Here is a 13,443-nt window from a genome sequence, read left to right as displayed (position 1 = left end):
AGCGCGGCCCTGTGTTGGGGGCGCGCTTTTTTGTGCAACCACGCTCCAAGCTATTGAGGAATATGTATTAACACATATGGGGCAGCAAAAATACTTAGGGGAAATTGGAGGGATTCTTATTTTCTTTACGTCCATATGATTGGATGCAAGAAAAGAACAAGAGACTCTGCATGCGAGCATATTTAGGCAAGTCGATTCATCGGAAATTCATGGCCCTCATGTTGTTGACCTTGCTGGTCGTCAATGTGCCGTTGCTTGCCATCTATGTGGGCGTCATGAAGCGGTCCCTGAATGATGAGTTCAACGATCGCAACAATGCGCTTCTGACGACCAACGCAGCCTCTCTGGAAAAACCTCTGTGGGATTTCGATTATGACAGCCTGCCCAGTTGGGCGGACACCATGCTGCTGGAAAAGAATATCTGCGAGGTCCGGATCTATGACCATCGCGAGACCTTGCTGGTCAGCGTTGAAAGTGCCACGCAAGATCATTGGTATAGCCATGGCGATCACTCGGTTCTCAGCACCATAGTTGAGCGTGAGGTCGATGGGAAAATTGTCAAGGTCGGGCGGCTGCAGTTGCATTTCGATCACTTCGGCATCACCGAAACCATCTGGTCGGTCGTGTTGAAGTCGTTGCTTCTGATGTCGATTTCGATTGGCGCCATTTTGCTCGCGGCTTTGTTCTTCAATCGCTACTGGATCGACCGTCCAATTTTCCGATTGATGAAGGCAATTGCCGCGACGCAGGCAACTGGTCGCAAGCATTTGGTGGAGTTTACCGAAGACGACGAAATCGCCCGCGTCTCTGCCAGCTTCAACGATATGCAGAACAAGCTGGAATCCGAAAGCCTGCGTATCAAGCGCGCCTACAAGCGACTGACGGACTGGCATAACAACACCCCGGCTCTGCTCTATTCCCTCGATTCCCACGGCGTGATCCGGGCGGTATCTGATTTCTGGTTGGCCGAAACCGGCTATGGGAAAGCTGAGGTGATCGGGCGGAGATTTTCCGATTTCATTCCAGAGCAGCATCTGGCCGAATATTTCAACAAGCCCGACACACGCGGGCTCAAGGCGGGTGAATTTGCCGAAGTGACCTGTGCCTTTCGCAAACAGGACGGCACGATCATCGACATTCTGATCCGTGAAACCATCGACAGTGACAGCCTGACTGGCGAACAGATGACACTGGCGGTGATGACCGATTTCACCAGCATGAGAAAGGCGAAGGACGCCTTGCGCGTGCTGGCGGAAACCGACAGCCTTACCGGCTTGATGAACCGCGAAGGCGTGGCCAACGTCATCCGGCTCGGTGTCGAGGAAGCAAGCGCCACGGGCTCCAGCATGGGGTTGTTGTTCCTCGACATGGATCGCTTCAAATGGGTCAATGACAATCTCGGTCACGGGGCGGGTGATGAACTGCTGCAACTGGTTTCCAATCGCGTCAGCGGCCTGACACAGGAGAATGAGTTTGTCGGGCGGTTCGGTGGCGACGAATTTGCTGTTGTCGTCAAGGGAGAAAATGCAGTTGATCGGGTGGTTGAACTGGCCGAGGCAATCCAGCAGGCGCTTGGCGAGACCCACTGCATTCGCGGCCACGATTTCAAGGTAGCGGTCAGTATTGGCATTGCCATCTATCCTGACCATGCAAAAAGCGCCAGTGAGCTGATCAAGTCTGCCGATGTGGCCATGTATCACCGCAAGAATAGCGGTCGCAATGGTTACACGCTTTATGACCAGAAGCTGGGGCAGCATGCCGGTCAGTTCCTTGAAATCGAGCAGTTGATCAATCAGGCACTGGCGAACGACTGGTTCGAATTGCACCTCCAGCCGATCATTGACATTCAAGAGGATCGCATGACGGGACTTGAGGCCTTGTTGCGTCTTAATCATCCCGAGAATGGCCTGATGCCGCCACAACAAATCATTGAAACGGCGGAAAAGTCGACGCAAATCCTAGACATCGGCGATCGGGTGATCGATCTGGCGATCGAGCATCTGGCCACCTTCCAGACGATACCGCTGCTCAAGGATTGCTACCTGACCGTCAACTTGTCTGCGGCGCAGTTCCTGCCTGGCCTACCTGCCAAACTGGCGACGAAATTGATGCAACATGGCTTGCCGCCGGAAAAACTGGTGCTGGAAATCACCGAAACGGTGTTGATGCAGGAGATCGAGCATCTTGGCGAGATTTTTGATGCGATCAGTGCCCTTGGCTGCCGCTTTGCGCTGGATGATTTCGGCACCGGCTATTCTTCGCTCAGCTATCTCAATGAATTTCCGGTCAGTATTCTCAAGATCGACCGGTCGTTCGTGCGGATGATGGCAGATGCTGAGTCCCATCCGGTGCGCGCCCAAAAGACCCAGACCTTGCTGCAAGGCATTGTTGCCATGACTCACGAACTCAATCTCGATGTGGTCATTGAAGGGGTAGAAACGGAAGAGGATGCCGAACGGGTCCATGATCTTGCCGCGGACATGGCGCAGGGATATTACTATTCCCGACCGGTGCCCATCGATCAATTTATCGAGGATGCCCGGTGGGCAAGTGGGGCCATGGCCGGGTAAGGAGGAGGCCAAGATGGCCATTTGGAAGCATATTGTGATCCCGTTTCTGGCAGCTTTGTCTGTCATGCTAGCGGCGTTGATGCCAGCTTCGGCCGACAGTCCGGTGGATCGCCTGTCGATTATGACCGAGGATTATCCGCCCTTCAATTTCAGCAAAGACAACCGCCTTCAAGGGGTCAGCACTGAAATCATGGCTGAAATGCTCAAGCGTGTGGACAGCAAGCTGGGCGTCGCGGACATTCGCCTCTTGCCCTGGACTCGTGCCTACAAGCTGGTTCAGTCCGAAGAGGATCAAGCGCTTTTCTCGACAACCCGCACCCCGAGCCGCGAATATTTGTTCAAATGGGTCGGTCCATTTGTGCCAACGGTGGTCGGAGTGATCGCCAAGAAGGAACGGCACTTGAAGATCCAGTCGCTCAGCGATCTGGTTACCCTGCGCATTGGCGCCGTCAGGGATGATATAGGCCATCTGTTGCTGCAGGAAATCAACATGCCCCGCAGCCGCATCGAACCGGTCCTGCTCAATGGTCAGAATTACAAGAAACTGATCGCCAACCGGCTGGATGCGATTGCCTACGAAACCAGTGTTTCGATGTATCAGCTGGCCGAAATGGGACAGAAGCCCTCAGACTATGAGGTCATCTATGAATTGCAGCGCAGCGCCCTCTATCTGGCCTTGAGCATCAAGACCCCGGACGCCATCGTTCGGACCTTGCAGGATCAACTCGATGCCATGAAGAAGGATGGCACTCATGCAGCGATCCTGAAAAAGTACCGTATGTCGCTAAAGTGAGCTGGGCACCGGAGTGAGCGGATTGTTCGCAACGCGTGTCAGACGCGTCTCAGGCGCGTCTCAAGCGCGTCTCAGGCGTCAATAGTCACGTTCAAAGAAAATCCCTGCTTTCGACTTGCCGGTCACGTCCGCTTCTCCCCGCGCCTTGAGTTGGTTGGTGATTTCCAGATCGATCGTCACCTTGCCTGAGTTGCTGGTCGCACCCTTTTCCACGTTGATGTAGGTGCGATCATTGAGATAGCGGCCAACCCCGACGGTTGTCTCCCCGGTCTCTGCGTCCGATTTCACATCGATATTGTCGATGCCTGCCAGACTGCGCAGCCGGTCCACCAGACCGGGGCCGGAATTCGCCCCGCTCAAGGTCGCCACCGCATTGGCCAGTTGCGCCAGCTGGATCGGCGACAGATCGCTGATATTCTCATTGAAGAAAATCTGCGCCAGAATTTCGTCCTGTGGCAAACTTGGCGAGGAGGAGAGGGCGATCTCCGGCGAAGACGCATAGCCGCCGACGCTCAGGGTATAACTGCCCCCGGCATTTGTGGTGGTGGCGCTGAAATCGAGCGCCGGATCAAGGCTGCCCGCGAAGGTGACTGTGCCACTGTCAAAATCGAGCCTGCGGGAGAGAAGATCCATTCGCCCGCGCAGAAGCGACACCGAACCAACCGGGTTGGGGCTGTCGGTCGTGCCGGTTATCCGGATGGTGCCGCCCATTTCGGTATCAAGCCCGCGACCGCGCACATAGATCCGCCGTGGCGAGGCGATCAGGAGGTCAAGTCCGATGGAGGAGCCCTGCGACGCACCGGCCTCTTCCTTTGGCTTGAAGCGTTTGGCCTGCTCTGCCACTTTGCCAGTGGCGTTCACATGCTCCACCGCCACCGGGGAAATACTGCCCGGCAGGCTTTCCGGGATGGAAATTTCCGTGCTGGAAAGATTGATCGTTCCAGTCAACACCGAGGCGCCTGCCAGTGCTCCCTTGAGAGCCAGATCTGCATTGAACTGGGTTGTCAAAATATCTTCATGCTTGAAGGCCCCATCGCGCAAGCTCAGTTTGATATCAACGGGCAGGCTTTGCTGTGGATCGATGCCGATTGTCCCGCCGAGCTTCAAGGTCCCGTCCTTGCCCAACCGGCCTGTGAAGGATTCAAGCCGTGCCTGCTGTTTTCCCAGCACGATCTGACCGGACAGATCGCGTACCACCACGCCCGAGGACAATTCGATCAGTCGCGTGCCCTTGGTGCGGATCAGGCCTGAAACATCCGGGGCGGACGGCGATCCTTTGATCTTTGCCTCGATCCGGGCATTGCCGTCCAGCCGGATTCCCGCATCAGCCAGAGCTCTGGCGGCAAGGCCGAAAGGCAAACCACCTTTGACGTCGAGATCAAGCCGCTGCGGCTCCAGAGCCACCAGCCCGGCAAGGCTAAGATCGGCCCCGCCACCGGTGATGCGGTTTTTCATCACGATGCTGCTGCCCTGAAACTGCCCCTCGCTTTGAATGCCAAGGGCAGGGGTTCCCGTGTTGCGCATGGTCCGGGCGCTGAGGCCTGACACTGTTCCCGTCCAGCGCACCAGCGGGTTCGACGATGCCCCAGACACTTTGGCCTCCAGCGATAAGGAGCCAGAGATCGCTTCTCCCGTCTTGGCCACCTTGTCGGCAATCGACAAAGGCAATTGCGCAACCGACAAGGTCAGATCAAGCGTATCGGCGGCGGCGCCTGTCAGGGTCGCGCGTCCGCCATCGATTGACAGGGTGAGCGGCTTGATGAAGCGTGCGCCGTTGCTCAGGTCAATTTGCGTCGCTTCCGTCAGCTTGACGGCAATGCCCTTCCAACTGGCTTGCAAGCGGTTGAGCGCCAGAGCCATCTGGCCATCTTCCTGCAGGAATGTACCATCCAGCCTCAAAGGCTGACCGGACAAACTGGCACGGGCGGTGAAAGGCAGTTGCCCACCGGATCCGTCGATCTTGGCTTCGAGGCCACGCAGGGTTTCACCGCCTGCTGTCAGTTGGTCAAGGCGAGCGGTCAGCTTGGTGGCCGGTGTGCCTGCGGGATCGAACAGACTGCCATTGAGATCCAGACTGACCAGCCGCACACCGGGCAGGCTGATATCAGGGGCACGGGCTGCCAGTGACACGGCCTGCTTGCCGCCTTGTTCATTGAGGTTGAGGGTGCCTGTGACGCTGCCTTTCAGATCAGGTTGCAAGAGCAAGGGACCGAGTTTGTCGAGCGCGGCGACATTGACGCTCAGCTCGCCAGCAGCAATCCCTTGAGGTGACACCGTCAGAGCACCGGAAATATCCGCGCCCGGTGCCTTGACGCTCACATCCTTTATCGCAATGGCACCCGTCTCGTCGCTGGTCACTCGAGAGCTGACCGACAAGGGGGCGTCGTCATAGCGCCCAGACATGTCCAGCGTTAGCGTCGGGGCTGCATCCGCCGTCAGCGTCAAGATGAGGTCTTCGACCGCTTTGCCGGCAATGGCCACATCCTGACCGGTTACATTGAGGGAAACAGCGGGGTCTGCGGGGGGGCCACTGGTCGAGAATTTGGCCAGAAGCCTTCCAGCCAGTTGCGGATCGATGCGACGAAGTCCGCTTACATTCGCCTGTCCTTTAAGTGCCAGTTCGTCCTGTGCCACCGTGCCCGCAACCTCGGCGGTGAGATGCTGGCCCTTCAATTGGCTTTGGGCAATCGAAAGATTGCCATCGGCCAGACTGACTGCAGCCGTCAGTTGGATCGGTCCTTCAAGCAGGGAGTCTGCCTGCGCGGACCCGGTCTTGAGGGATGCCACAGTCAACTCGGTCGTCAGGGCGCCTTGTCCTGCCTGAAAATCAATGTCGGAGCCGACCAAATCCGCTTTTGTCTCAGAGATCACCAAAGCGTCCTGCGCAATGCGTTCTGCGGCCAGTTGCGCCCGGAACCGGGCTTTCGTCAGCGGGCCTTGCATCCGCATTGCCAAGGCAATCGGTTCGACAAGGACCGGCGCAGCATCGGGCATCTGGAAAGATATGGCGAGCCCATCCTGCCCCAAGGCAAGTTCCGAGGAGACATCAAGCTGTTGATTGGCCAGATCCACCGTTCCAAAGGCGCTGACATGGGCAAGGTCAGAGGCAAAGTCGAAGGTTGACAGGGTGATAACCTGATCCTGTTCCTTGGCCTCCAGCGTCAATTGGCTTTTCCCTGCCACCAATGGCACCAACTGGCCGGGAACAAAGGGCGCAAGATTGCCAGTCAATGCGGCTTGGATCTGCTTTGCCTCATTGGTCAGCTGTGCTGTCAGGCCACCTTCGACAATTGCGGTGCCGTCAAGCGATACGGACAGTTTGGAGCGCCAGTCCTCTGCAGGACCGTCGCCGCGCAAGGACAGGCGCACAGCAGGCAGCGCGGCCATGTCCAGCAGTCGGGCGGCCAAGCCGCCGCGTGGTTCATCCAGCTCCAGCGCCATCTGTCGTTTGTTCTCGGACGGCAGAAAATCCCAGCTGGCCTTGATCGCTCCGTCCCCTTGGTCGCGATGTGCCACGCTCAGTGCGCCGCTGACATGCAGCGGAGCATCCTCCATCGTCAAGTGCCCGGCCAAAGACAGGTTTGCTGGCTTGCCCAGCAGGTCTTCACCAAGAACGATTTCCGAGATGGCAATTTGCTCGATTCGGGCCCGTAGGGCGGGGAGGTCGGGGATCAATGGTCCATCCGAGACGGGGGCAGGGTCAGGCGCTGCACTGATCGGGGCGCGATGCACCACCAGACGGCCAAGGCTCAACTGGTCCGAGGAGAGCCGCAGGGACAAGAGATCCGACAGGCTGTAGGTGAAGGTGAAATCGGACGCTTCCAACCAAACGCCGTCGCGATCAGCCAGCGTCAGGCCCTTGATGCGAACGCCGCCAATCAGGCGATCAAGCCCGGTAATCTCAATTCGTTGATCCTCAGAACTGGCAAAGCGGTTGATCAGATCGGCGCTGAGAGATCGTCCCGCTCCGGTGCCCAGCAAACCCGCGACGGAAAGTCCGATCAGCAAAAACAGCGCAGCAACGGCGATCAGACCACGCTTGAGCCAAGGACGAACACTTTGCCAGAAGGAAGCAGCTTTCATCTAATCCCCGAATTGTCATGATCTCTGGTGACAGGTTGCAGCGACAAGTCCACGCATTCACACGCGGAGCATCTCTTGGGCACGGCGTCCGATGAAGACGAACCAACCCCGTATCAGAAGGCCTGACCTAACCCCAAATAAACACCATATTGTGGCTCGCCTTTGATTTTCTTCAGAGGAACAGCCACATCCAGCCGCAATGGGCCAACAGGGGTGAGATAGCGGATCCCGGCTCCGACGCCGGTATAATAGTCGCCATCCTTGCCGGGCAGGGTCGAATTGAAGCTGCCGCCCGTATCGACAAACGCCGCAAGACCGATCGTGTCGGTCACCCGCATGCGCCCTTCCACCGAGACAAGCGCATAGGAACGCCCGCCTGATGGCTTGTTGGCGGCATCCCGCGGGCCAGCCGCCTGAAAGGCATAGCCACGGATCGAGCCACCACCACCGGTATAGAAACGGCGGTCGGCCGGAATATCGCTCTTGTTGGCCCCGATGATCGACCCGGCGGCGATCTTGCCTGCCAGCACGAAGCGTTTGGCCTCATCAAGCGCATAATAGGCGGTCGCGGTGGCACCGATCTTGAAAAAGTGCACGTCATCGCTGGCGCTGATGGTCGGTTCTGCCTCGAGCAGCACCTGAAAGCCTTCGGTCGGGTCGAGCTTGTTGTCGCGATTGTCCCAGCTCAACTCCATCGGCAGGGCTGTCAGCAGGCTCGTCTGGGAGCTTGTGCTGTCCTTGACCCGGGCATATTCCACATTGATGCCGATGCGGCCGGACAATTCATCGGACATTTGCTGTCGAATGCCGACCTCGCCGCTGATGGCACGCTTGTGGAAAGCATCGGGATTCTCGATTTTGACGCTCAGCTTGGCATCAAAGGTGCTGGCCGGGCCAATGACACCGGGCTTGGCGAACAGAACCGCGGCATCATAGTCGAGCTGGTCGAAATCATTTTGCCCGATTCGGGCAATGCCTCCCTCGATGCGCAGGGTTTCCGCACGGCCAAAAATGTTGCGATGGGTCCAGAAGGTCTCAAGGCCGATGCCATCGGTATTGCCCACCGTGACCCCTGCGCCCAGCGTGCGCATCTTGCGTTCCTTGACGTCGATCAGCACCGGCACAGTACCATCCGGGCCAACCTCATCGGCGGTCTTGACAATCACGCTGTCAAACACCCCAAGCGCCCGCAGCCGCTTGGCCGTCGCCTGAATGGCCTCGGGTGTGTAAAGCGTCCCTTCGGGTACATCGGCTTGACGGCGAATGAAGGTTGCATCGACGCTTTTGGACCCGGATATCTGCGCGGCACCCAGTCGTGCCTGCGGGCCGGTTTCCACTTCAAGTGAAACATCGAGCAGGTTACGATCATGGTCGGCTTCGAGCTGGCGCTGGCTGATTTTGGCCAACGGATAGCCTGCGCGTCGATAATGCGCAACGATCGCGTCTTCCGCTTCAAGCACTTGCTCGGACAAGGCAATCTTGCCCTCGATGATGCCATAGTCCGCAAGGGCAATCGGCGTGCCGTCGCTCAGGCTCGCCTTTGGCGCAGCAAAGCGAAATTCCGGGCCTTCCTGCACCTTAATTTCCACCTGCGCAGGGCCATGGGCTTGAAGGTCGGCATCCAGCGGCACATCCTCATAAGGCTGGCCATTGACCCGGATCTCGACAACCCCGCCATAGCGCCCCTGTTGATAGAGGGCACCAATCAATCGTTTCTGGTCCGAGCGCGCCCGAACCAGCAATCCGGTCGTGCCCGAGACAGGCTGTTCCTGTTTGGTTATGAGGACAGAGGCGTCTTTGAGCGCCGCCTTGCGGTCCCCTTCTATGCCAGACATAGCGGCCTGATAGGAGACTGGATCGGGAATATCCTGTTCTTTAGCGCTCTTGTCTTCGGACCCGAAATTGAACCCGAGAAATTCAAAGGCCTGTGCGGGGGCCGAGAGGCCGGTGCTTGCAAGCAACAAGGCTAGCGCTGGTGCGGACAGCCGTGAGCGCACCGCCGCGAAAGCACGGCAGCGGCTATCAAGCCGATTCCCTTTTGGACCAAATGGCATACTCAATACACTCCAGCACCCAGTCCCGATTCCTAAAGCAAAATGCCCCCGTAGGATAGGGGCGATTTGCCATAATCCATGGTGACCATGACAAGACTGAACCCATGATATAGGCAAAATCTTTGACCCGGACAAGGCAAGCTTAACAAACAAGCCTGAGCATATCGTTAACAGAAGCCTAATTCGCCAAAGACCCGTATCAGGGACAAAATGGCGCCTTTAAGCCTTTGAAACTGTTGGACCGTATGACGGGGAGAGGGGTCGTGGACGGTCAATCGAGCCTTGGCAGAAACGCGGCATTCTGCGCCAGAATGAAATTAAGCACGGTTTCCGTCGTCTTGGAGATCGTCAGATCCTCGCGATGCAGCACATACCATTGCCGGGTCATTGGCAGCTCCGGCGCGTCCAGCGCCACCAGCCGCCCTGACCGGATTTCCTCGGTCACCGTATGCTGTGAAATCATCGCCACACCCAGATCGGCCATCACCGCCTGTTTGATGGTTTCGTTCGATCCCATCTCGATCATCCGATAGGGCACGCCCTCGCCGATCCGGTCCAGATAGCGGGTCATCAGCAACCGGGTGCCCGATCCTTCTTCCCGCGCAAGGAAGGTCTCGGCCAGAAGATCCATCGCCGGAATATCGCGGCGATGGCTAAGGGGATTGTCACTGGAGGCCACCATGACATGGGGATGGGGACCAATATTGTAGGCAATGTTGATCGGGCTTCTGGGCGGCCGTCCCATGATGATCAGGTCGAGACTGCTGTCATTGAGCTCCCGCAGGATTTCCTGTCGGTTGCCAACCTTCAGGATGACATCAATTTCGGGGAAGGCCCGGTTGATCTGGGCGACAAGGCCGGGGACGAAATATTTCGCCGTGCTGACCACACCGAGCACCACCAACCCGCTCTGGCCATGCTGCAGTGAGCGGATGCGCTCCAGACCGTTGGTCAGGCTGGCGCTGATCTGCGTCTCCACTTCCAGCATCACTTGCCCTTCCGGTGTGAAGCGGGCGCCAAAGGCACCGGACTGTTCGAGAATTGCGCAATCTAGGGCTTTCTCGAGGTTACGGATCTGGGTATGAACAGCAGGGGCGGTCAAACCAAGCTCGGCCGCCGCACCGGAAATCGATCCCTCTGCGGCCACGTGTCGAAGCGCCCGCAACTGCTTCAAGGTCACTGCATTGATCTTCTGCATTCGATTTTCTTTAAGATGAGATAGAAATTTTTAAATTTTTCTTTCGTTGAAACTGTGGGATGAAAGAACCAACCCGTCAAGTGGGAGTTTATGGGAACATGTTGACGCCTCAACAGAAACCGGATCACAATATCGCAGCCGACGGCATTCCCGCCGCGTTGTTCACCACCATAGACGCCTTGTGTGGAGCGGCGCGTGACGTTTCTCGCATCATTGCCAAGGGGCCTCTGGAACAGGCCCTGGGCACGGAAGTCGGCGAGATGAACAGCGACGGAGATGGGCAAAAAGCGCTTGATGTCATCGCCGATGACCTGTTTCGCGCTGCGCTCAGCACTGCCAATGTCCGCTGGTATGCCTCCGAGGAACAGGAAGACATCCTGCCCCTCGACCCGGACGGTGCGATGGCAATTGCCATCGATCCCCTTGATGGCTCGGGCAATATCGACGTCAATGTCTCCATTGGCACCATTTTTTCGCTGTTTGACGCCAAGGCCGATGCCGAGGCCAGCATTCTGCGCCCCGGCCATGAACAGATTGCCGCAGGCTATGTCATCTATGGGCCACAGACAGGACTGATGATCACCTTCGGCAACGGCACGCATTTCTACATTCTCGATCCTGACAGTGGCCGTTTCTGTCTGGTACGAGAGAATGTGACGATCCCTTCGGTTTCGTCGGAATATGCCATCAATGCGTCCAATTATCGCCACTGGACCAAGCCCGTGCGCACCTACATCGATGGCTGCATGGCCGGGGTTGAAGGCCCCAAGGGTCGCAATTTCAACATGCGCTGGATTGCCTCTCTGGTGGCCGAGACCCATCGCATCATGAGCCGGGGTGGGATTTTTCTCTATCCGTCCGACCAGCGTGATGGCTATGGCGCAGGCCGGTTGCGGATGGTCTACGAAGCCGCGCCAATCGCCTTTCTGGTTGAACAGGCCGGTGGGCGGGCAACCGACAGTGTCAATGACATTCTGTCCCTGACCGCACCCAAACTGCATGTGCGCACCGCTTATGTTTTTGGGTCGGCGGACAATGTGACGCGGGTCGTGGACTATCACGCCATGTCCGACGAGGAACTCGACCGTCTGTCCGGCGTGGTGCCATCAGACCGACGATAACCTCACCTTTTGGCCCTCTTTTGAGGGTGAGAAACTTTACCATATCCATCAGACAGAGCGTCAAGCAGGGTGGCAATTGGGGGGAACTATGATCAAGGCACTGATTTTCGACGTCGACGGGATCCTTGCGGAAACCGAGGAGGCGCATCGTCGCGCTTTCAATGACACCTTCGAGTTCTTTCACCTCGACTGGTACTGGTCGAAAGAGACCTACCACAAATTGCTCCGCATCACCGGTGGCAAGGAACGGATGCGGGCCTATCAAAAAGCTCATCCCAATGGTTTGCGCACCCTGCAAGACCCGGAAATCCGTGCCATCTACAAGGCCAAGATGCGCCGTTATCGCGATCTGCTGTCCGAGGGCCTGTTGTCGTTGCGGGCCGGGGTGAAGGAGTTGATCGCCCATGCCTTGCATCGGGGCTTGCGGCTGGCCATTGCCACCACCGCCAAGCGCCCCCATGTAGAGGCCCTGTGCCGCTCTTGCTGGGGGCAAGAGGCGGATGAAATCTTCGAAGTCGTTGCGGCCTGTGAGGATATGGGCCATAAGGGGGCCGAGTCCAATCTCTATGATTTGGCGCTTGATCGCTTGGGCCTGACCGCTCAAGAATGTCTTGCCTTTGAAGGCAGCCAGTCGGGCATCGCGTCGGCCAAGGCTGCGGGGCTGGCGGTATATGCCACGCCGAGCCTATATTGCCAGCAAGATGATCTGAGCGCCGCCGACTGGGTGTCCGATCATATCAAGCCCGATCATATTCTGGCCATCACGACGGGAAAGGCGGGACCGTGAAACGAGCCCGCTGACAAAGGAAAGGAAGACCATGAAGGCAGTTATTTTTGATCTCGACGGAACCCTGATCGACAGTGTTCCAGATCTTCATGGGGCATCCGAGAAATTGTTGCAGGATCAGGGCAAATCACCTTTGGACCTGCCGACGATCCGGTCCTTTGTTGGCAATGGCGTTGCCAATCTGGTGGAACGGATCTCCAAGGCCACTGACCTGCCTCTGGATGAGGCCAGCCAGAAAAGCTTCATCAAGGCGTTTCTCGATCATTACAATGCCGCTCTGACCGGGCGTACCACCCTTTATCCCGGCGTCCGCGATTGCCTTGATGCGCTGGCCGAGGCGGGCATCCCGATGGGCCTTTGCACCAACAAGCCAGAAGCCCAGACCTTGTTGATCCTGAAGGAACTGGATATGGCACACTATTTTGGCAAAGTGATTGGCGGCGACAGCCTGCCCCAGCGCAAGCCCGCAGCCGAGCCGTTGCTGACCACCCTTTCTGCTCTGGGGGATGGCAATCTGAGCGTCGATCAGTGCCTCTATGTTGGTGATAGCGAAGTCGATGCAGAGACCGCGCGTGTCGCAGGTCCCGCTTTTGCGCTCTATAGTGAAGGCTATCGCAAGGCCCCACTGGAAAGCCTGCCACACACTTTTTCCTTCTCCCATTTTGATGCTCTGCGTGCCTATGTCCTTGCCTGAAGGTGAGTAGAGCAATTAATACATAAATCTGAAACTATCTGATTTTTATGGCAAATATGGTGCTGTTGAGAGTCGCTCTCAACAGCATTTTTATTATGTATCAAAAATTCAACTTTACATTTCTGAGATTTTAATTCAGGTTT

At 57.2% G+C, this 13,443-nt stretch carries 8 protein-coding genes; 5 read left to right on the top strand and 3 right to left on the bottom strand.

The window, feature by feature from the left end:
* Positions 1-170 precede the first annotated feature (170 nt).
* Entirely contained in the window at positions 171-2,570 is a 2,400-nt protein-coding gene (locus FDK21_RS11315; protein ID WP_171022040.1) for an EAL domain-containing protein, read from the top strand.
* Positions 2,571-2,583: 13 nt separating this feature from the next.
* Positions 2,584-3,363, top strand: coding sequence for a transporter substrate-binding domain-containing protein (locus FDK21_RS11310; RefSeq protein WP_171022039.1), 780 nt, complete (start codon positions 2,584-2,586; stop codon positions 3,361-3,363).
* Positions 3,364-3,441: 78 nt separating this feature from the next.
* On the opposite strand, the gene FDK21_RS11305 is transcribed toward FDK21_RS11310, so the two are convergent.
* From FDK21_RS11305 to FDK21_RS11295, 3 genes are all read right to left on the bottom strand, one after another.
* Positions 3,442-7,446 (bottom strand): translocation/assembly module TamB domain-containing protein, encoded by a 4,005-nt coding sequence (locus tag FDK21_RS11305; RefSeq protein ID WP_138148574.1) that lies wholly within the window; start codon positions 7,444-7,446, stop codon positions 3,442-3,444.
* 113 nt (positions 7,447-7,559) lie between these two features.
* Positions 7,560-9,500: an autotransporter assembly complex family protein gene (locus FDK21_RS11300; RefSeq protein WP_138148573.1), complete on the bottom strand. Its 1,941-nt coding sequence runs from the start codon at positions 9,498-9,500 to the stop codon at positions 7,560-7,562.
* A gap of 271 nt (positions 9,501-9,771) precedes the next feature.
* The gene (locus FDK21_RS11295) at positions 9,772-10,698 is read right to left on the bottom strand and encodes a LysR family transcriptional regulator (protein WP_138148572.1); all 927 of its coding nucleotides are present in this window, start codon (positions 10,696-10,698) and stop codon (positions 9,772-9,774) included.
* A 98-nt stretch (positions 10,699-10,796) separates the two neighbouring features.
* Here FDK21_RS11295 and FDK21_RS11290 point away from each other — a divergent pair, with 98 nt between their 5' ends.
* From FDK21_RS11290 to gph, 3 genes are all read left to right on the top strand, one after another.
* Positions 10,797-11,819: a class 1 fructose-bisphosphatase gene (locus tag FDK21_RS11290; RefSeq protein WP_138148571.1), complete on the top strand. Its 1,023-nt coding sequence runs from the start codon at positions 10,797-10,799 to the stop codon at positions 11,817-11,819.
* 88 nt (positions 11,820-11,907) lie between these two features.
* Entirely contained in the window at positions 11,908-12,606 is a 699-nt protein-coding gene (locus FDK21_RS11285; protein ID WP_138148570.1) for an HAD family hydrolase, read from the top strand.
* 31 nt (positions 12,607-12,637) lie between these two features.
* A complete protein-coding gene (gph, locus tag FDK21_RS11280; protein WP_138148569.1) occupies positions 12,638-13,300 on the top strand; it encodes a phosphoglycolate phosphatase in 663 nt (220 codons plus the stop codon).
* Positions 13,301-13,443: the final 143 nt, after the last annotated feature.

The sequence above is a fragment of the Cohaesibacter sp. CAU 1516 genome, from assembly GCF_005771485.1.
Lineage (GTDB): Bacteria > Pseudomonadota > Alphaproteobacteria > Rhizobiales > Cohaesibacteraceae > Cohaesibacter > Cohaesibacter intestini.
The sequence above is the reverse complement of the archived record's forward strand: the minus strand, read 5'-3'. Positions and strand labels throughout refer to the sequence as shown.

Excerpts from the sequence above, each read along its gene's own strand:
- FDK21_RS11315 (WP_171022040.1), top strand. The coding sequence starts at position 171 with ATGCGAGCATATTTAGGCAAGTCGATTCATCGGAAATTCATGGCCCTC.
- FDK21_RS11310 (WP_171022039.1), top strand. The coding sequence starts at position 2,584 with ATGGCCATTTGGAAGCATATTGTGATCCCGTTTCTGGCAGCTTTGTCT.
- FDK21_RS11305 (WP_138148574.1), bottom strand. The coding sequence starts at position 7,446 with ATGAAAGCTGCTTCCTTCTGGCAAAGTGTTCGTCCTTGGCTCAAGCGT.
- FDK21_RS11300 (WP_138148573.1), bottom strand. The coding sequence starts at position 9,500 with ATGCCATTTGGTCCAAAAGGGAATCGGCTTGATAGCCGCTGCCGTGCT.
- FDK21_RS11295 (WP_138148572.1), bottom strand. The coding sequence starts at position 10,698 with ATGCAGAAGATCAATGCAGTGACCTTGAAGCAGTTGCGGGCGCTTCGA.
- FDK21_RS11290 (WP_138148571.1), top strand. The coding sequence starts at position 10,797 with ATGTTGACGCCTCAACAGAAACCGGATCACAATATCGCAGCCGACGGC.
- FDK21_RS11285 (WP_138148570.1), top strand. The coding sequence starts at position 11,908 with ATGATCAAGGCACTGATTTTCGACGTCGACGGGATCCTTGCGGAAACC.
- gph (WP_138148569.1), top strand. The coding sequence starts at position 12,638 with ATGAAGGCAGTTATTTTTGATCTCGACGGAACCCTGATCGACAGTGTT.